The organism is Methylosinus sp. RM1, from assembly GCF_011378635.1.
Lineage (GTDB): Bacteria > Pseudomonadota > Alphaproteobacteria > Rhizobiales > Beijerinckiaceae > Methylosinus > Methylosinus sporium.
In genome coordinates this window covers 17,789-35,484 of the sequence record NZ_WOVC01000014.1, presented here as the reverse complement: position 1 = coordinate 35,484, position 17,696 = coordinate 17,789, and the positions used below count along the sequence as shown (strand labels likewise).

The window sequence follows — 17,696 nt, the reverse complement described above, 5'->3', positions numbered from 1 at the left end:
CCAGAGAGGGCGGCGACAAAAGTGGGGCCATAGCTCAGTTGGGAGAGCGCTTCAATGGCATTGAAGAGGTCGTCGGTTCGATTCCGTCTGGCTCCACCAAAGACCTCCCCCTGACATAGGCTGACGCTTCCGCTCTGCGCCGTCCGGGCGGCGCTCGGAGCCCTAATGCGGGCGTAATTCTCTGGTCTCGAAGACGCGCGAATCGCGCACCCCTCGGCGGATCAGAATGGACCTCTCCCGAAAACCTCGTCTCCAGCATCTCGACATGCTGCGCGGCCTCTGCGCGCTCGGCGTGGTGATCAGCCATTTGCGGGCGCTGCTCGTCGTCCCCTATGCCGAGGCGGCGCGGCATGGGCTCTTCGACAAATTGCTGTTCGCGCTCGGCGGCCTCGGCCATGAATGCGTCATCGCCTTTTTCGCGCTCAGCGGCTTTCTCGTCGGCGGCTCGACTTTGGCGGCGATGCGGGCGGGGCGTTTTTCCTTGGCCGATTATGGCGTCGCGCGACTCTCACGCCTGTGGACCGTGCTGGTTCCGGCGCTGGCGCTGACGGCGCTTTGGGACGCGTTGGGCGCCCTGCTGGGGCCGGCCGGCGCTTATCAGGGCGCTTTGGCGGCGATCCTCGAGAGCGGCCCCACGGCGCGCGAGCCGGCCACCCATTCGCTGGTGACGCTCCTCGGCAATCTGTTGTTCTTGCAGACGATCGAGACGCCGGTCTTCGGCTCCAACCGGCCTTTGTGGAGCCTCGCCAACGAGGCCTGGTACTATCTCGTCTTTCCGCTGCTGGCCTTCGCTTTTTTCCATCGCGCGCCGATCATGCGCGCGCTCTGCGCGGCGGCGGGCGCGCTGGCGCTGGCTCTGCTGCCGGGCGAATTGGCTCTGCTCGGGCTTCCCTGGCTCGCCGGGGCGCTCGCCGCGGATAATCCGGCGCGTCCCTCGCTCGCGCGTGCGCTCGCCGGCGCTCTGGCGACGCTCGCGGCGCTCGGCGTCTCGCATATGTCGCGCACTGTTCTCGGCGATATAGCGCTCGGCTGCGCCATCGCTTTCTGGCTGCGCGATCTCGCCGCCTTTCCGTCCATCGGCGGTCTCTATGCCGCCGCGGCGCATGGCGTCTCGGAAATCTCATACACGCTCTACGCCGTGCATTTTCCGCTGCTGCTGATGCTGTGGTTCTGGCTGCTCGCGCCGGCGCGGAGCCAGCCCGGCCTCGCCGTCCTCGGGCAGATGGCCATTCTCATGGCGGTCGCGCTGATCTATGCGGCCGCCGTCTGGTTCCTGTTCGAGCGGCGCACCGATGTCGTGCGCGGCTGGCTGCTGCGGCGGCTGCGAGCCCCTCGCGGCGCGCCGGTCGTGAGCCGATGCGCCGGAGTTGAGACAAACCCAGGGGATCGTCAGTCGCGCGCAGAACGGAACGCCGCTTTCTGACGCCAGGCGGCTCTGATCTGATCCTTCACCGCATGGGGCAGCGGAACATATTGCAGGGCTTTGGCCGCCTTGTCGCCATGAGCGAAAGCCCAATCGAAGAATTTCAGCAGCGCGGCCGTCCGCTCCGCCTTGGCCGGCGCTTTGGGCGCCAGCACGAAGGTCGCCGTCACCAGCGGCCAGCTTTTCTCGCCCGGCATATTGGTGAGATCGACGGCGAAATTATCAGCGGCCGCCCAATCCGCATTGGCCGCCGCGGCGGCGAAGCTCTCTTCACTGGGCGCGACATATTTGCCGGCGCGATTGAGCAGCTTCGCCGGCGCGAGATGATTGGTCGTCACATAGGAATTCTCGGCATAGCCGATCGAGCCCAGTGTGCGCGGAACCTCGCCCGCCGTCCCGGCGCTGCCATGCACGCCGACGCCGCTGGGCCATTCCAGAGTCAGCGCGACGCCCATGCGCGTCTTCCACGCCTCGCTCACCTTGGAGAGATAGCGCGACAGCGCGAAGGTCGTTCCAGAAGCGTTGGAATGATGGATCGGAATGATCAGCAGATCGGGAAGCGCGAGGCCATGATTGAGCGCGACGATGCGCGGATCGTTCCAGCGCGTGATGGCGCCGAGATAGATATCGGCGATGACCGGTCCGTCGAGCTTCAGCGCATTGGGGCCGACGCCGGGAATGTTGACGATGACGTCGAGGCCGCCGACGACGGTCGGAAATTGCAGAAGATCGGCTTCCTCTATGCGCTTTGCTTCCATGGCGACATCAGAGGCGCCGAAATCGACGGTTCTCGCGGCGGCCTGCTTTTGGCCGACGCCGGAGCCGGTCGCCTGATAATTCACTTGCACGCCGAGGCTCGGCTTCGCCTCCTGCGCCCAGCGCGTGTAGATGGCCGCCGCGAAGGCGGAGCCCGTTCCAGAGAGCGACGTCTCGGCGCGCGCGGCGTCGAGACGGGAGATGGCGGCGATCGAGATGATGAAAATGCTGCAGGCGTTACGCATGGTCGTTCGTCCTGTGGCGAGAGAAAAGATCGTGAATGTCGCGCGCGTCAGATCGCGCGGTTGAGCGCGAGCGCGAAGACGTCGAAATTCCGCAGGCGCGTATTGCTCTCACGTCTGACGGGGCGATTGATGAGCAGCGGAACCTGCTGCTCCGAGAGACCGCCATGCGAGCGCAGCGGCGCGGTCAATCCGCTGAGGTCGTGGCTCGTCGCGGATGTTCCGAGCGCGAAGAGACGCTTGGCCAGCACGACGAGATCGCCGACGCGATCATTGGGCAATTCGAAACGCGCGCAGGCGGCCCGATTGTCGAGCACATGATCGACGCCTTCGAGCGCGGCGACGCATTGCGTCACTTCCGCGAGCAAGGACGCGGGCGCCGAGACGGTCGCATAGGAGCCGAGCGCGCCGTGATGCACGACATAAGGATCGGTGATCGGCAGGATCACGCGGCATGTTCCGGCGCCGAAACGCGCGTCCAATATGTCTTGCAGGAAGAGAATATTGGGGCGCCCGATCGAATCCGTCTTGGCGTTCATGCCGTGATCGGCGGTGATTCCGATGACGGCGCCCATCGCGTCGAGCTGCGCGAGATATTTGTCGAGCATCGCATAGAAGGCGTTGGCGACGGGCGTTCCGGGCGCATGCTTGTGCTGCACATAATCCGTCGTCGAGAGATACATGATGTCCGGCCGCATCGTCTTCATCAGCCAGACGCCGGCGGCGAGAACGAATTCCGACAATTCCGCGCTATAGACGGCGGGAAGCGGCAGGCCGATCTTGGCGAGAAGATCGTCGACGCCGTTTTGCGCGAGCGTCGCCTCATTGGCCTTCTCCGCCGAGAAGCGAACGCCCTCGAGCCCGCAGCCGAGCAGCGCGCTGAGCTTGTCCTTCGCCGTCACTGCGGCGACCTTGCGGCCGGCCTTGGAGAATTCCGCGAGGATCGTCGGCGCGCGAAGATATTTCGCATCGTTCATCAAGACTTCGACGCCCTGCTCGGGATCGAAGAAATAATTGCCGCATATGCCGTGAACGCTCGGCGGCGCGCCGGTCACGATGGAGAGATTATTGGGATTGGTGAAGGAAGGCATCACGCAATCGGCGGCGAGCACGGCGCCGCGTTCGCCGAGGCCGGCGAAGAAAGGCGCGACGCCGGCGCGGATCGCCTGATTGATATATTCCTGCTCGCATCCGTCGATGCAGACGACGACGGTCGGCTCGGAGGGCGCGGCGTAGCGCCTTCCGTTGATGGTGATCTTCGATGTCATATTCGCGCCCCGCATTCTCTTGTCGCTGCGTTTGCGACTTCGCTTCGGCGCTGGTTCATCTATCAGGCGGGGAGGTCATCTCGAAACGAATAAATCTCACAGCCCCTGTGAGCGGAGCCGATATGCTTCACAAAAGCGTCGCATCCGCAGGATGTTCATCACGTGATACGGCCTATGAGAGAGTGAGTGACACGAGATGGCGCGCAAGCCGCTACCGCTGAAAATGCTGCAGACGCTCGAGGCCGTGGTGCGGCTCGACGGCGTCTCCAGCGCCGCCAGGGAGCTCGGCGTCACCCATGGCGCGGTGAGCCGGCAGATCGCCGCGCTCGAGGAATGGCTCGGGCGCGCATTGTTCGAGCGTGATCGCGGACGTCTGCGGCCGCTCGACGAAACGCGCGAATTCGTCGCCGTCATCACCGACGGCTTCGAGCGCATGGATGCGGCCATGGGACGCGTCGCGACGGCGCGGCGGCGTCTCAAAGTCTTCGCCCATGCGACTTTCGCGATGCATTGGCTGGTGCCGCGGCTCGAGCAATTCTACGCGCTGCATCCCGATGTGGATGTGCATGTGCAGACGCGTCAGACCGGAGAAGATCCGGCTCTCGCCTTTTTCGATGTCGCGATCATGCGCGGCTCCGAGCAGATCGGCAATTGGGAGTCCTCTTCCGTGCTGCAAGAGACGCTCACTCTGCTGACGACGCGTCGCCATGCGGATACGCTCGCCGCGCGCGGCGTCGCTGCGCTCCTCGGCGAGACATTCGCCGTCAGCGACACCCGGCCCGGCGAGACCGAGCGATGGCTCGAGGTCGCGCGACTGCCGCCCTTGCAAAAATGGCGCGTGCGTCGTTTCGGCCATTTCCACACGGCGCTGATGGCGATTCTCAACGGGCAGGGCGTCGCTGTCGGGCCGATCGAGCTGACAATGGGAAAAACCGCGGAAGGAGCGCTCGCCGCGCCTTTCCCGCAGATCGTCGCGCCCGGTCCGCGCCATGTCGCCTTCATCGATCCGCATTCGGAGAGCTATCCGATGGCGAAGCGTTTCGTGCTGTGGCTCGCCGAAGCCGCGAACGCCGCGGAACGAGGGGTCTAATACACGAATTTCGAGGTCCCGCCGCGGCCGCGCGGGGCGGGGCCGCTCTGCGCGCCCGGCTTGCCTTCGACGCCCGGCGCGCCGGCGGCGAGGGCGCTCGCGTCCAGGGTGAACCCCTCGTTCTCATCGATGAAGCTGGAGCGTCCCTCGGCGGATTTCTGCGTCACCGTGCTCGGCGTCACATTTTGTCCGATGGCCGGGCCGGAGGTGCGGCCGCGCTGCGTCATCTGCTGCTCGGCGATGGCGGCGCCGCCGAGGATCAGAACGAGGCTCGTCGAAACGAGCGCGAGCTTGCACATGGCGTCTCCTCCTTCGCGAATTCGATCCGCCCCTTACATCGAACCGCCCCGCCGCGCGGCAAGCGGAGGCGTTTCGCCTCAGCCCAGGCGAAGTCGCAGCGCCATCAGAGCGGCGGCGCAGGCGTTGGAGACATTGAGGCTCTTGATCGGCCCCGGCATGTCGAGCCGCGCGAGAATATCGCAGCGCTCGCGCGTCAGACGGCGCAGTCCCTTGCCTTCGGCGCCCAGAACCAGCGCCAGCGGCCTGCGCAAAGGGCTCGCCTCCAGCGGCTGCGGACCCTCCGAATCGAGGCCGACGATCAGAAAATCGCGCTCCGCCAATTGCTCGAGCGCGCGGGCGAGATTGACGACGGAGACGATCGTCACATGCTCGAGCGCGCCTGACGCGGCCTTGGCGAGCACGCCGGTGAAATCCGGGCTGTGGCGCTCGGTCACGATCAGCGCATCGACGGCGAAGGCCGCCGCCGTGCGCAGAATCGCGCCGACATTATGCGGGTCGGTCACTTGATCGAGCACGAGGACGAGGCCGCTCTTTGGCTCTATGTCGGCGATATCCGCCTCCGGCAGAGGGCGCGCCTCCAGCATCAGCCCTTGATGCACGCTCTCCTCGCCGAGCCGTTGCGACAGCGCGCGCGGGTCCACGATCTTTGGCGTGAGGCCGGCGGCGGCGGCGAGCGGCGCGATGCGCTCGGCGGCGTTCTCCGTCGCATAGAGCGCCAGCAATTTGCGCCGGCCGGCGATGAGCGCCTCGCGCACCGCATGGGCGCCATAGAGCACGACGACATCCGCCGCCGGGCGGCGAAATTGGGTCTCCTCCTTCGTCGGATGGCGCAGCGGCGGCGGGCGGCGGCCGCGATCCTTGGCTGGCGGGCGGGTCATCGCAGCGCCGCGGTTTTGACCCACCAGCCGCTGTGCTGGCGGCGGATCACCGCCGCGGCGCGGGCGGCCGCCTGGCGGGTCGAGAACAGGGCGAAGCAGGTCGCGCCGGAGCCGGACATTCGCGCCAGCCGGCAGCCCTTGGCGGCCGAGAGAACGGCGAGCGCGTCGACGATGACCGGCGCCTCGACGCAGGCGGCGTCTTCCATATCGTTGCGGCCGCGGCGCAGCGCCGCCGCTATCCCCTCGGCGCCGAGCGCCGCCGTGATATCGGGATGCGGAGCTGCGCCGGTCCGCTCGCCCGGGGCGAGGCCGAGGCGGGCGAAGACGCCGCGCGTCTCGACCGGCGCGCCGGGATTGATCAGCACGGCCGGCAGCGGCGGCAGGCCGAGGGGCTCGCCGATCGTCTCGCCCCGGCCGAGCATGAAGCGCGCGCGCGGAGAAAGGCAGACCGGCACGTCGGAGCCGGTGGCGCGGGCCGCCTCCAGCAGGCGCGGATCGTCGAGAGAAAGATCATTGGCGCGGGCGAGCAGGCGAAGCGCCGCGGCGGCGTCCGAGGAGCCGCCGCCTATGCCGGCCGCGACCGGCAGATATTTGGTGAGATGAAAGACGCCGAGACGCAGGCCGGGGACGCGCTCGGCGAGGCGCTGGGCGGCGCGCAGCACGAGATTATCGCCCATTGGGCCGGCCGCGGCGGCTGTGGGGCCGTCGACGGCGAGGGAGAGGTCGTCGCCCGGCTCCAGCCGCAGAATGTCGCCGGCGCCGGAAAAAGCGACGAGGCTCTCGAGCTCGTGATAGCCGTCGGCGCGCCGGCCGAGAATATGCAGCGTCAGATTGATCTTGGCGGGGGCGCGCGTCGCGAGCATGAATTCCAATGTCTCGGGCTGGAACGATCCGGGCGCGCCGGACGCGGGCGACAGATGCGCCGGCCGCGCCCGCCCTGTCAAGAACCGCGCCTTCGGGCCCGTCGGGAGGCGGAGCGCCATCCCCATTTGCGGATTCGCGCGGCCTCGGCGTCGCTGACGACGATCGGCGCCGCGCATCATATCGAGGCGCGAGCGGAACTCTCGAGCGCGCATCGAGCGGGTCGCGAATGATGCGCGGCGCGCCTATCGTCGCCGGCGGCCGCATCGCCCGCTTCGTTCGTCGCCGCCGAAGTCGCTGGGGAGTTTTTCCGGCGCCTTGCACCGGGAATAGAGAGCCCGTAACAATCCCGCAAATCGAACGTATAGGGATTTGCAGGCCGGCATTCGGCGCCTTTGAGGAGCAAATAAGATGGACCGTCGTTCTTTCAATCTCGCTTTGGTCGGATCGCTCACGACTGCGCTCACTCTTTTGTCTTCCGCCGCTCCCGCCGAGGAAGACGGCAAGGAAAAGTGCTACGGAGTCGCCCTCAAGGGCCAGAACGACTGCGCCGCCGGCCCCGGGACGACCTGCGCGGGATCGTCCAAGATCGACTATCAAGGCAACGCCTGGAAATATGTTCCGCGTGGAACTTGCGCATCGATAAAGACGCCGTTCGGCAATGGCTCGCTGGAAGCGCTCAAGCGGCGGACCTGATTTTTTTGACGGACGTTTACGATCGAGCGGCGAGATGGCGCGGAGAGGAGCATGGACGAAATCGCCTCGACTTTTTCGTCGCTTCTCCCCGCCCGCGCGGGCGTCGGCTTCAAGCCGGCGCATTTCGACGCGATACTCGCAGATCCGTCCTCTATCGGCTTCTTCGAGATTCACGCCGAAAACTATATGGGCGCGGGCGGGCCGCCGCATCGCTCGCTCGGTCGTCTTCGGCAGGATCATCCGTTGTCGATCCATGGCGTCGGCCTGTCGATCGGCTCGAGCGAGCCGATCGACAAGCGGCAATTGGAACGGCTGCGGGAGCTTTGCGACCGCTATGAGCCAGCGAGCGTTTCCGAACATCTGGCCTGGTCGACGTATGGCGGCGTCTATTTCAACGACCTTCTGCCTTTGCCTTATGATCGCGACACGCTGAAGCGGGTGATCGAGAAAGTCGACGCGGTTCAGAGCTTCCTCGGGCGGCAGATTCTGCTAGAAAATCCTGCGACCTATTTGTCCTTCGCGCAGTCGGAGATTTCCGAGCCGGAGTTTCTCGGCGAAATTGCGGTCCGCAGCGGCTGCGGATTGCTTCTCGACGTCGAGAACATGTATGTGACGGCGACGAACAAGGGCTTCGACGCTGCGGAGCAGCTGTCGCGTTTCGCTTTCGCTCATGTGCGCGAAATCCATCTCGCCGGCCATTTCGAGACGCGCGACGCGGCTGGAGAGCGATTTCTGCTCGACGCCCATTGCGCGCCTGTCGTCGAGGCCGTATGGGCGCTGTACGAGCAGACGCTCTCGCGGACGGGGCCCGTCGCGACGCTGATCGAATGGGACAATGAAACGCCCGAATGGGCCGCGCTCGCTCATGAGGCGCGACGAGCGCAATCCGCGCTCGACGGCGTCTCGCGGCGGGCGGCGTGACAGAGGCCGGCGGCATGTGGGACAGAGCGCAGGCGCAATTCGCAGCCGCGCTGCTCGACACGAGCCTCGCTGCGCCCTCGTCCCTCATTTGCGAGAAGGGCGCGATCGGCGATCGCTTCGACGTTTATCGCAACAGCGTGATCGGCGGACTCGTTCGCGCTCTGGCGACGCGCTTTCCCGCCGTCGAACGTCTCGTGGGAGAGGCGTTTTTCGCAGCGATGGCGCGCGAGTTCGTCTTGCGGCGTCCGCCGACGTCCGCGGCGCTGCTCGAATATGGCGAAGACTTCCCGGATTTCGTCGCGAGCTTTCCGCCGGCGAAGGAGCTGCCCTATCTCTCCGATGTGGCGCGCCTCGAGGATGCGCGCGTGCGCGCCTATCACGCGGCCGATGTCGAGCCGCTGTCGCCGCAATCGCTGGCTCTGGTGTCTCCCGATCGTCTGGCGGAGCTCACTTTCGACATTCACCCATCAGCCTTTGTGCTGCGGTCCGATCACCCGATGGTGACGATATGGTCGATGAACGCCGGCGAAGCGGAGGCCGGGACGCTCGATCATTGGGCGGCCGAAGACGCTCTCGTGACGCGTCCGCGCCTGCGCGTCGAGACTCGCCGTCTCGCGCCGGGCGGAGCGATTTTTCTCCGGCGCCTCGCGGCGGGCGCCGAATTCGGCGAAGCGGTGAGCGCGGCGACTGCCGAGCAGCCGGCATTCGATCTCGCGGCGGCGCTCGTCGAAGCGCTCGCATCAGGATTTTTCACGGCATTCAGAGGTGACACATGAATGATTCCGCCAATGCGCCGACGGGATTCTCGCTCTGCGTCCTCACGCAACGCGTGATCGGCGAGCTCGAACGAATTCCCTATTCCGTGATCGCGCTCGGCGCGCGCATTTTCCCGGCGGCGGTCTTCTGGCAATCGGGACAGACGAAGGTCGAGGGGTGGCGCGTCTCGGAAAACGCCATTTATCTCTTCAAGGAAGATTACAAGCTGCCGCTGCTCGATCCCACAGTCGCGGCGCATCTCGCTGCGGTCGCGGAGCATGTCTTTCCGGCTCTGCTCATTCTCGGCCTCGCGAGCCGGCTCTCGGCCGCGGCGCTTCTCGCCATGACGCTGGTGATCGAAATCTTCGTCTACCCGGACGCCTGGCCGACGCATGGCGTTTGGGCGACGTGCTTGCTGCTCATTGTCGCGCGTGGACCCGGCGTCCTATCGCTCGATCATCTCCTGCCGCGGCGATGCGCGCGCGCGTAATCGGCGCGCGGGCGCGTCATGTGGACAGCGAAATTTTCGTCACTATGCCGTCCGCGAACCATTGCGCGAGAAAGCCGGCGGCGCGCTGCAGCAGCGTCTCGTCATTGTTCTGAAATTCGAGAAGCGTGCAAATATCGCCGAAGCTCTTTCCGGCTCTCGCCTCTATGAGCGCGAGACGCTCGTCCGCGGCGATTTCACGATAGACGGGCTCGTCATCTCTGCGCCAGAGAAGAATGGTCTCATCGTCATCGGGATCGGCGCGCTCGGCCTCGCCGCCGTCGGAAAGAGCGCTGTAGAGGCGGGCGACGCCTTTCGCGAGGTCCAGAACCGCGACGCTCGGATGAAACTCGAAGACCAGTCTCGGCCAGTCGTCCGGCTCGGCGGCGGCGAGCGCGTCGATGGCGAGCGCAGGAACGTCGACCGAGTCGAACGCATCCGCGAGACTTTTTTCGAACAGAGCGAGATCGCAGGCCGCCCTGTCGCTGCGCCATTGCGCGCTCTCGCGCATGAATTCGGGCAGACGCGACGCATACCAGCGCGCATTGCGATGATGCGACGGCCCTGTGGCGATATATTGCTCGACCAGCGAGCCGAAGGCCTCATCTCCCATATAGTCGCGCAGCACGGCGAAATCGGTCGAGACGAATTCGGCGAGGCGGAGGCGATAGGCGTCCACATAGACGGCGAACAAGGTTGTGCGATCCGTGCGCGGAGGATCTCGCAGCGAGTCGAGAATAGCGGCCTGTCCAGATGCGAGCCCCGCGAGCACGCTCGTCTGAAATCGCTCCTGGATCTCACGCAAGGTCATGTCGCGCTCCGCGAGCGGACATCGTCGGCCGTCCGCGCGATTTCGCGCATATGCTCCAATTCTGCGAGCAGCTCGTCGAAAGGCGGATAATTGTCGTCGCGCTCGATCATGGCCGAGATGTCGCCGAAGCGCAGGCGCGCCCGCTCATAGAGCCGCCACACCTCTTCGCAGACGGGCTGATCATGCGTATCGATCTTATGCGTTTCATAGCTGCCATGGCCGGCCAGATGCAATTGCGCCACGCGCGCGACCGGGATCGATTCGATGAAGCTCTCTGCGTCGAATCCATGATTGAAGCCGGACACGAATATATTGTTCACATCGAGCAGGAGCAGGCAGTCGGCGCGTTCTGCCATTTCCGTCACGAACTCCCATTCCTCCATTTCGGAATCCTGGAAGGTCGCATAGGTCGACGCATTTTCGACGAGGAGCCGACGACCGAGAAAATCCTGCACGCGTCGGATGCGATCGACGACATGGTCCAAGGCCTCTCGCGTATAGGGAATGGGCAAGAGGTCGTGCAGATTGGCCCCGTGAACCCCGGTCCAGGCGAGATGATCGGATATCCATGCGGGCTCGATCCGTTCGGCGAGCGATTTCAGCTCTCTGAGATAGGCGTAATCGAGCGGATCGCTCGAAGCGAGCGACATGGAGACGCCATGCATGACGATCGGGTAGTCGGCGCGAATGCGCTCGAGAATAGCGAGCGGCCGTCCGCCCGGAATCATATAGTTCTCGGAAATGATCTCGAACCAATCGACGTTGGGCTCATGCTCCAGAATGTCGGGATAATAGATCGTTCGAAGCCCGAGTCCGAAACCGAGCGACGAGGTAATGCTCATGTCGATCCCCCTGACCGCGAGCGTCATTCGTGAAATGATCGAAAGTGGCGCGGGCGCGCGCGACGGCCGCCCGCGCCGAGGCGATCACATTTCGGCGACCGTGCCGCCCTTGGCTTTGCAGGCCTTGGCGGATTTCGCCGGCAGCCAGCCCTGGCCCTTGCAGCTGTTCTGACCCTTGCAGGCGCTGCTCGCGGTCTTGCAGGCGCTCTCGCCCTTGCAGGAATTGATGCCCGCGCAATGAACGGGAGCCTTTTTGGCGAGCGCCGGAGCGACGGCGGCGCCGCTCACCGCGAGGGCGACCGCCGCGGCGGCAATCGAGACGCCTGAAACGATATTGGTCTTCATTCTGGTCTCCTTGGACATTCGATCGCTCGAAAAAGCGATTCTGCGAGTTCGGAAGCCCGAGCTCGCCCGCAATTTATACGTCCATCGGAGATCGAAGTTACACTGTCGGCGCCGATCGAAGGAAAACTTTTTCACGAGAGCGCCCGTACGCGCGCGCTCAAATCTTGAGACGAAGCGACATGCCCGCCTGCCAGTTCTTCATGATCTGCGGACCATTGAGATCCTGATGGACCGGAAGGCCGGCTTCCGCGGCGAGCGTCAGATTGTCGAAGCCGATGAATTTTCCGCTGACGGTCCAGCCGCCGAAGAGCTCGACGCGCGTTCCGCCATAGAAGAGCGGATTGGTCGGCGCGGCGATTCCGCGAATCTCCGGATCGAAGCCGGCGATGCGTCCCTGCACGGATGCGAGCGCGCGAAATGTCGTCGTCAGGCCCGGAATCCAAGTGTAGCCCACCCAGCCGTTGAACTCATGTAGATTTCCCCACATGTAGCCTTGCGGATTGGCGGCCAGCGGGTGGCGTCCGCGGTAGGAGAGGCCCCAGGACCATTTGTCGAGATGGCCAGCGTAGACGACGCCCGGCATGATGTCGAAGGTTCCCGTGCCCGGCTGCATTCCGTAAAACGCGCGGACCAGGGCGCGCGAGCCGTCCGGCAGCAGCAGGCCGTTGAAGGTCGCATGATTGCTGCCGGTCGGGAAAGAGAAGCCCAGATTGATCTGGATGCGGTGGATGTCGTCCTGATAGACGCGATAAATGCCCGAGAGGGAGAAGTCGACCAGGCTGACCGTCCCCACATAGCTTCTGCCGCGCTGCTGAACGCCGGCGGCGCCGCTGAACGTCAGCGGCTCCAGGTTTTTCTCGCCCATGCCCCCGGTGAAGACCAGCGAGAAGTCCTTGGTCACGCCATAGGCGATGCCGACCACTTGCGTCTTGGCCGCGATATTCTGCGGAACGATGCGCACTGTCCGCGTCGGATTGAGGAAGAACGGGACATTGTTGACGATATATTCGTTCGAGACGTTGCGCGTGCCGATCCTCATGCCCGACAAATTCGTGAAATTCGGCGTGATCGAGAGCACGAGCTTCTCGGGCGGCGGCATATCGGCGCCGAAAACCCCCATGGGCGCCGGCGGCGGCGGGGCAGGGGCGGCGGCGGCCGGCGCAGGCGGCGTCGCATTGTCGAGCCTGCCTTTGCCCAATGACGGTTCCGCCGCGAGTTCCGCATTTGCGGACAATGTGAGCGCCATCAACGAGACAAGAGAAATTTTCTTCATTATCCACCCCCGTTCCGACGGATCGATGCAATGTCGATCCGCGCCCCGAACGACTGTCGAGATTACGGGAGTCAATGCTGCAGCTTAAGTCTGAAATTCTGTTTCCCGCGTGTTTCCGTAGTTATTGCCCGTATGTGTGGCTTTTCCGCAACGCCTCGGCGCAACGCCGAATTGAGTTCGCGATCGTGGCTGCGCGATTTCGAACGCGACTCCGGGAGCCGGCGCTATCCGACTGTGCGCCTGTCGCGGCGAATGCGAGCCGCTTCCCATCTCGCTCGAAAACACGAGCGGTCCGCTTCATCGAACTCGAGGGTTTTGAAAGAGCGAGTCCGAAGGCTCGCCTCTCGATCAGAGGTCGACGATCAATTTTCCCTCGGGTCGCGCGCGGCAGGCGAGGATCAAGCCGACAGCGACATCGTCCTCCGTGAGCCCGTCCGAACAGTCATGGACGGCTCTTCCTTCGAGCGCTGTCGTTTTACAGACGCCGCATTGGCCGGCGCGGCATGAGTAGGCGGCTTCGATTCCATTGGCGAGCGCAATGTCGAGCACGTAATCGCCGCTCGTGCACGCGATCTCCTTGCCGCTCGCCGAAAAGACGATTTTGGCGCTGGGCGCATCGATCGGCTTCGGCGACGCCGCGGCGGGGCTCGGCGCGCCGCCGAAGCTCTCCTGCGCAAAACGCGCCATGTCGTAGCCCGCCTCCGCCAGGCCGGCGCGCACGCTTTCGGTGAAGCCGTCGGGACCACAAAGATAGACGGACCGCGACATCATATCGGGCGCGAGCTGCGACAGCAGCTCGACGGAGAAGCGGCCGACAGGGCCGCTCCATTCATCGGGCGTCGCGCGCGAGCAGGCGAAGCCGCATCTGAAATTGGGGAAGCGGGATTCGAGCAGCCGAAGCTCGCTTTCATAGACGAAATCCTCCGGACGGCGCGCGAAATGCACGAAACGAATATCTGCGTCCGCGGTCGTGTCCAAGAGCCAGCGCGCCATCGCCATGACCGGCGTGACGCCGCTGCCGCCGGAAATGAAGAGATAGGGACCCGCGGCGCCGTCGACGCAGGTGAATTTCCCATAGGGGCCATCGGCCGACAGCGTCATGCCCGGATGCAGATGATCGTGAAGCCAATTGGAGACGAGGCCATTCTCGACCCGCTTGACGGTGACGGAGAGAATATGCGGCCGCGACGGCGACGATGAGATCGTATAGCTGCGCCGCACGATCCGGCCGTCGATCGGCAGCTCCAGCGTGAGAAACTGGCCTGGCTCGTAGCAGAAGAACTTCCGCGGCTCGCATACGAAGTCGAAGGTTTTGACGTCATGCGTCTCGTCGATCGCGCGGATGCATCTCAACGGCAGCTTGCCGCCGCGCCAAAACGCCTCTTCGCCCGCGAGCGCCAGATGGAGCGCGCCGTCGCTGTCGGTCGGCGCGGGGCGGGTCTTGGACATTCGATGCAGCGCGGCGGCGCGCCCGCGCGCGGAAGGGCGACGAATCAGCTCGTCCAGCGCATCGAACGATGCGTGGGCTTTCGCATCGCTCTTGAACCAGCCGGCGTGACGATCGGCGGCTTCGAGAATTCGACGCGAGAAGGACAGCAGATCCTGTTCGACGAGCGCCTGCTGATCGCTCGCGAGCGCGCCGAGAACGCTGTCCAGCGCCGTCGCGACGGCGCCGGAATCGACGGAGAGATCGCCGTCGACATAACGACGCCACAGCGCGCCTTTTTCTTTCTCGGTGAGCGCCAGAGACTGTCGTAATAGTGGCGAGCGGCACCAGTCCGGCGCGCGGAGCAGAGCGTCGAATCGCTCCATCTCCTGCGCCGACATCGCGCCGTCGCCATCGGCGATCCTCAAGAAAAGCAGCATGGGCAGCTCGACGAGCGCCCGGGAATTGTCTTTCGTTCCTGTCATGATCGAAATCCGGCGAGGGCGGTCATGATGTCTGCAATTCCTGTTTCGCTTTGGCCGATGCGGCGGCCATATTGTCGAGCAGATAGCCGGTGACGGTTTTCAATATGCTCTGGACCGCGCTCGCGTCCCGTCCGAGCAAATCGTCGACTGCGCTTCGCGGTATAGCGATGACGCTGGCCTCCTCGCTCGCCACTTCGACGAAAGCCGATCGCGGCCGGCCGCTGATGACGCCGAGTTCGCCGAACACGGTTCCGGCGCCGCCGCGACCGATGATCTCGCGGCCGTTCTCGCCGGCGACCCAGGCGATCGTTTCGCCGCGAACCAGCACGAACATGCCGTCGGAACTCTCTCCGTAGCGACAGATTTGCGCTCCCTCGGGGTGGATCTCGATCGACGAGCGGCGCGCGATTTCCGCGAGCACCGACAGATCGACGCGCGAGAAGACGGATGAGACGAGGAGTTCCGCCATGATCGTGACCATGGGCGAGCGCTCGCCATGCTTGGCGCTGGCGACGATCTCCTCGGCGAGCGGCGGCAGCGCCTCGCCATGGCCGAAGATTTCGCGGGCGAGCGCGGCTCCGTCGGCGGATTCCGTCGCGAGCGCCGAGACGGCGAGCGCGCGCACGAGCGCGTCGCGATCGTCGAGAAAGCTGCGAAACACGACATCTGCGGGCCGCGACATTTCGATGATCTCGAAATAAGACGCGGAGGTCTGCGTTCTGGCGCTGTGGATGGCCTCGCGCAGCGCCGCCGGCGCGGCGTCGATCGTCTCGAGGAGCGCGGAGTTGCCTTCGGTTCCCAATATCAGCGCGATCGGGCGTACGAGCTCGGCGGCGCGGGCGGCGTCTTCCAGAGTCGCGGCGAGATGAACGATCTCGCGGACGAGCTGAGCCTGCCATTTGACGATGGTCTTTGCGATCAGCGAGGCTTCGGGCCGATTTTCGTGCGAGAGCGTGAAGCGCGCGGATTCGGTCCACTTCAGCGAATGGACGAGCGCCTCTATGCGCTCGGTCGAAAGCTTTTGATCATTGGTCGCTTCGCCGACGATCTCGCCATGCTCTTCGTCCGAAATGTTGAACCAGTTGCGCATCTGGCGGATCGAGGCGAGCGTCTCCGTCTGCGCCAGCCACGCTTTCGGCGCGACGCCGGCCGCAAGGCCCTTCTGGACGAGATCGATCACGAATTCGCGATAATTTCTCCGTCGCGCATGTTCTTCGACAGTGCGCGCGAGATCGGAGTTGAAGAGCGAGGGATCCTCGACGCCGAGCGCATGGGCGATGGCGTCGTGATCGGAATCCGAGAGGCCCAGCTGCACGCGCAGGTCGCGCAGCAGCTTCAGGCTCTCCGACGAGCGAGTCTGTCCCGTCGCGAGCGTGTCGGCGAGAATGGCGCGATAGGCGTTGCGCTTCTGGTCGACGGAGAAATTCGGCAGCGTTTTGGCGAGCACATAGATTTCGTCGGCGGAAAGCTGATCGAGCGAGCGTCCGTCGAGAAACTCTTCCGATCGAAAGCCCATGCGTTTCAGCTCCAACCGCAGGGCGTGACCGAGACTCTCGTGCCGATAGAGATCGGCGTTGCGCGCCAGCGAACTGATCAGCCAGGCCACCGAGGTCGCGGCGATGGCAAGATCGATGAGCTTTACGGCGATGGACGGCATCAGCAAAATATTCGGCCGGCCGGCGAAAGCGTAGAACAGGGTGAAGCTCGTGAAGCCGGAAATCGTCAGCATATGATGCCGACGCTGCGTCTTGGAGAGCGCGAGGCCGCGCGCCGAGCTGCAGCGCTCGTAGAGACGCTCCAAGCCGAGGAACAGCGCGAATGAGAGGACCATGCAGAAGACGATATAGGCAGGCGCGGCGACGAGCTTGGGAACCGGAATGCTGTGGCCGTCGAAATAGAGGCCGGGTTTCAAAAGCGCGCCGAACGGATCGCTCTCATGCGTCCAAAAACCGCTCATATAATAGTCCCAAGTGCCGGAATAGATGAAATAATATGTGTAGAATCCAAATACGAGGCCGAAAAACAGATAGTAGACGTTCCGCTTCTGGTCGAGGTCGACCGTCTTCCAATAATTATTCTCGAGATCGATATCCGGACAATTCGTCGTGCAGCCAACGCAAATGCTGCGGTCGGCCGATGCGGTCGAGGCGCGGCAGGAGGATTGTTTGACCGCCACCCGCTCGATATGCGGCTTCGAGTCGAAGAGGCCGCCGGGGCCCGTGTAGATTTGCTGCACGACCGCCGTGGGGCAGAAGTAATTGCACCAGCTCTTGCCGCCATAGACGAAGCCGACGAAAATGGCGAAAGAGATGATGAAAATAAAGGCCGCCGCGAGGGCGACATGGCTCGAATTATAAAAGAGGATGCGTCCAGAAACGCCGACTGTCAAAAATCCGAGCTGGAAATAAAGATGATTGCGGCGCAGCCAGGATTGCGAGGGCAATAGCGCCAAGACGCGTTCGACGCGTCCCGTCTTGCGGTTCAGATTGGGCAGCTTGCGCTCGAAGCCGAAAGTGCGGGCGAATTGGCTGGCGTGCGAGAGCGGGCAGACGCGACGCCAGAACTCATGTCCGAGCAGCATGATCGAAAAGGGGACGAGCGGCACCGCTATCGTCCAGAAAATGCGGTTGGTCATCGAATAGGGCGTCGAATAGCGAGGGACGCCCTGAATGACGACGGGGTCGTCGCCGATCCGAAACGGACTGCCCGAATCTGGCAGAGTGAGCCAAGTTGTCAGCGGATCGTAGAACAGGGCGACGATGAGCGCGCCCCAAGCGAGCAATAGGACAACTCTGACGCTCCGCATGGAGCGTTCGGATGTTTGCGAAAGCACTTG

At 64.3% G+C, this 17,696-nt stretch carries 17 protein-coding genes and 1 tRNA gene; 7 read left to right on the top strand and 11 right to left on the bottom strand.

Features of this window, described 5'->3' with window-relative positions; all coding sequences use genetic code 11:
* The first annotated feature begins 23 nt into the window (after positions 1-23).
* Positions 24-99: transfer RNA gene (locus FMZ75_RS11660), tRNA-Ala, on the top strand.
* A 127-nt stretch (positions 100-226) separates the two neighbouring features.
* A complete protein-coding gene (locus tag FMZ75_RS11655; protein WP_166142948.1) occupies positions 227-1,423 on the top strand; it encodes an acyltransferase in 1,197 nt (398 codons plus the stop codon).
* On the opposite strand, the gene pstS is transcribed toward FMZ75_RS11655, so the two are convergent.
* On the bottom strand, positions 1,390-2,424 hold the full coding sequence (pstS, locus tag FMZ75_RS11650) for a phosphate ABC transporter substrate-binding protein PstS (RefSeq protein ID WP_166142946.1): 1,035 nt from the start codon (positions 2,422-2,424) through the stop codon (positions 1,390-1,392). The genes FMZ75_RS11655 and pstS overlap by 34 nt on opposite strands.
* A gap of 47 nt (positions 2,425-2,471) precedes the next feature.
* Positions 2,472-3,689 carry a phosphonoacetate hydrolase gene (gene phnA / locus FMZ75_RS11645; RefSeq protein ID WP_166142944.1) on the bottom strand — a complete coding sequence of 406 codons (1,218 nt, stop codon included), beginning with the start codon at positions 3,687-3,689 and terminating at the stop codon, positions 2,472-2,474.
* A gap of 196 nt (positions 3,690-3,885) precedes the next feature.
* Between phnA and FMZ75_RS11640 the strand changes: the two genes are divergently transcribed.
* Positions 3,886-4,779 (top strand): LysR substrate-binding domain-containing protein, encoded by an 894-nt coding sequence (locus FMZ75_RS11640; RefSeq protein WP_166142942.1) that lies wholly within the window; start codon positions 3,886-3,888, stop codon positions 4,777-4,779.
* Here FMZ75_RS11640 and FMZ75_RS11635 read toward each other — a convergent pair.
* From FMZ75_RS11635 to FMZ75_RS11625, 3 genes are all read right to left on the bottom strand, one after another.
* Positions 4,776-5,078, bottom strand: coding sequence for a hypothetical protein (locus FMZ75_RS11635; protein ID WP_166142940.1), 303 nt, complete (start codon positions 5,076-5,078; stop codon positions 4,776-4,778). The two genes, FMZ75_RS11640 and FMZ75_RS11635, sit on opposite strands and share 4 nt — an antisense overlap.
* Positions 5,079-5,156: 78 nt before the next feature.
* Positions 5,157-5,957, bottom strand: coding sequence for a 23S rRNA (guanosine(2251)-2'-O)-methyltransferase RlmB (gene rlmB, locus FMZ75_RS11630; RefSeq protein WP_166142938.1), 801 nt, complete (start codon positions 5,955-5,957; stop codon positions 5,157-5,159).
* Positions 5,954-6,820, bottom strand: coding sequence for a 4-(cytidine 5'-diphospho)-2-C-methyl-D-erythritol kinase (locus tag FMZ75_RS11625; protein ID WP_166143033.1), 867 nt, complete (start codon positions 6,818-6,820; stop codon positions 5,954-5,956). Before FMZ75_RS11625 ends, rlmB begins: the two co-directional genes overlap by 4 nt.
* Before the next feature lie 409 nt (positions 6,821-7,229).
* On the opposite strand from FMZ75_RS11625, the gene FMZ75_RS11620 reads away from it, so the two are divergent.
* The 4 genes from FMZ75_RS11620 to FMZ75_RS11605 are packed head-to-tail and all read left to right on the top strand — an operon-like array spanning position 7,230 to position 9,681.
* Positions 7,230-7,514: a DUF2282 domain-containing protein gene (locus FMZ75_RS11620; RefSeq protein ID WP_108918068.1), complete on the top strand. Its 285-nt coding sequence runs from the start codon at positions 7,230-7,232 to the stop codon at positions 7,512-7,514.
* Positions 7,515-7,565: 51 nt separating this feature from the next.
* Positions 7,566-8,435 (top strand): DUF692 family multinuclear iron-containing protein, encoded by an 870-nt coding sequence (locus FMZ75_RS11615; RefSeq protein WP_166142936.1) that lies wholly within the window; start codon positions 7,566-7,568, stop codon positions 8,433-8,435.
* Positions 8,432-9,211 carry a putative DNA-binding domain-containing protein gene (locus tag FMZ75_RS11610; protein WP_370464707.1) on the top strand — a complete coding sequence of 260 codons (780 nt, stop codon included), beginning with the start codon at positions 8,432-8,434 and terminating at the stop codon, positions 9,209-9,211. The genes FMZ75_RS11615 and FMZ75_RS11610 overlap by 4 nt, the downstream gene beginning before the upstream one ends.
* On the top strand, positions 9,208-9,681 hold the full coding sequence (locus tag FMZ75_RS11605; protein ID WP_108918071.1) for a DoxX family protein: 474 nt from the start codon (positions 9,208-9,210) through the stop codon (positions 9,679-9,681). The genes FMZ75_RS11610 and FMZ75_RS11605 overlap by 4 nt, the downstream gene beginning before the upstream one ends.
* Positions 9,682-9,697: 16 nt before the next feature.
* Here FMZ75_RS11605 and FMZ75_RS11600 read toward each other — a convergent pair whose 3' ends face one another.
* The 6 genes from FMZ75_RS11600 to FMZ75_RS11575 all read right to left on the bottom strand — a co-directional run bounded on the left by FMZ75_RS11600 (position 9,698) and on the right by FMZ75_RS11575 (position 17,666).
* Positions 9,698-10,489, bottom strand: a complete 792-nt coding sequence (locus FMZ75_RS11600) for a putative DNA-binding domain-containing protein (protein ID WP_166142934.1) — start codon at positions 10,487-10,489, stop codon at positions 9,698-9,700.
* Positions 10,486-11,331: a DUF692 domain-containing protein gene (locus tag FMZ75_RS11595; RefSeq protein WP_166142932.1), complete on the bottom strand. Its 846-nt coding sequence runs from the start codon at positions 11,329-11,331 to the stop codon at positions 10,486-10,488. Before FMZ75_RS11595 ends, FMZ75_RS11600 begins: the two co-directional genes overlap by 4 nt.
* A gap of 84 nt (positions 11,332-11,415) precedes the next feature.
* Positions 11,416-11,676: a hypothetical protein gene (locus FMZ75_RS11590; protein ID WP_108918084.1), complete on the bottom strand. Its 261-nt coding sequence runs from the start codon at positions 11,674-11,676 to the stop codon at positions 11,416-11,418.
* Between the two features lie 157 nt (positions 11,677-11,833).
* Positions 11,834-12,949 carry an alpha-amylase gene (locus FMZ75_RS11585; RefSeq protein ID WP_207783399.1) on the bottom strand — a complete coding sequence of 372 codons (1,116 nt, stop codon included), beginning with the start codon at positions 12,947-12,949 and terminating at the stop codon, positions 11,834-11,836.
* A 348-nt stretch (positions 12,950-13,297) separates the two neighbouring features.
* A complete protein-coding gene (locus FMZ75_RS11580) occupies positions 13,298-14,860 on the bottom strand; it encodes a hybrid-cluster NAD(P)-dependent oxidoreductase (RefSeq protein WP_166142930.1) in 1,563 nt (520 codons plus the stop codon).
* 22 nt (positions 14,861-14,882) lie between these two features.
* Positions 14,883-17,666 (bottom strand): cyclic nucleotide-binding domain-containing protein, encoded by a 2,784-nt coding sequence (locus FMZ75_RS11575; protein ID WP_166142927.1) that lies wholly within the window; start codon positions 17,664-17,666, stop codon positions 14,883-14,885.
* Between the last annotated feature and the right edge of the window lie 30 nt (positions 17,667-17,696).

Coding starts and splice junctions, on each gene's coding strand:
- FMZ75_RS11585 (WP_207783399.1), bottom strand. CDS start 12,949: ATGAAGAAAATTTCTCTTGTCTCGTTGATGGCGCTCACATTGTCCGCA.
- rlmB (WP_166142938.1), bottom strand. CDS start 5,957: ATGACCCGCCCGCCAGCCAAGGATCGCGGCCGCCGCCCGCCGCCGCTG.
- FMZ75_RS11575 (WP_166142927.1), bottom strand. CDS start 17,666: ATGCGGAGCGTCAGAGTTGTCCTATTGCTCGCTTGGGGCGCGCTCATC.
- phnA (WP_166142944.1), bottom strand. CDS start 3,689: ATGACATCGAAGATCACCATCAACGGAAGGCGCTACGCCGCGCCCTCC.
- FMZ75_RS11640 (WP_166142942.1), top strand. CDS start 3,886: ATGGCGCGCAAGCCGCTACCGCTGAAAATGCTGCAGACGCTCGAGGCC.
- FMZ75_RS11605 (WP_108918071.1), top strand. CDS start 9,208: ATGAATGATTCCGCCAATGCGCCGACGGGATTCTCGCTCTGCGTCCTC.
- FMZ75_RS11615 (WP_166142936.1), top strand. CDS start 7,566: ATGGACGAAATCGCCTCGACTTTTTCGTCGCTTCTCCCCGCCCGCGCG.
- FMZ75_RS11600 (WP_166142934.1), bottom strand. CDS start 10,489: ATGACCTTGCGTGAGATCCAGGAGCGATTTCAGACGAGCGTGCTCGCG.
- FMZ75_RS11625 (WP_166143033.1), bottom strand. CDS start 6,820: ATGCTCGCGACGCGCGCCCCCGCCAAGATCAATCTGACGCTGCATATT.
- FMZ75_RS11655 (WP_166142948.1), top strand. CDS start 227: ATGGACCTCTCCCGAAAACCTCGTCTCCAGCATCTCGACATGCTGCGC.
- FMZ75_RS11635 (WP_166142940.1), bottom strand. CDS start 5,078: ATGTGCAAGCTCGCGCTCGTTTCGACGAGCCTCGTTCTGATCCTCGGC.
- FMZ75_RS11590 (WP_108918084.1), bottom strand. CDS start 11,676: ATGAAGACCAATATCGTTTCAGGCGTCTCGATTGCCGCCGCGGCGGTC.
- FMZ75_RS11580 (WP_166142930.1), bottom strand. CDS start 14,860: ATGACAGGAACGAAAGACAATTCCCGGGCGCTCGTCGAGCTGCCCATG.
- FMZ75_RS11595 (WP_166142932.1), bottom strand. CDS start 11,331: ATGAGCATTACCTCGTCGCTCGGTTTCGGACTCGGGCTTCGAACGATC.
- FMZ75_RS11620 (WP_108918068.1), top strand. CDS start 7,230: ATGGACCGTCGTTCTTTCAATCTCGCTTTGGTCGGATCGCTCACGACT.
- pstS (WP_166142946.1), bottom strand. CDS start 2,424: ATGCGTAACGCCTGCAGCATTTTCATCATCTCGATCGCCGCCATCTCC.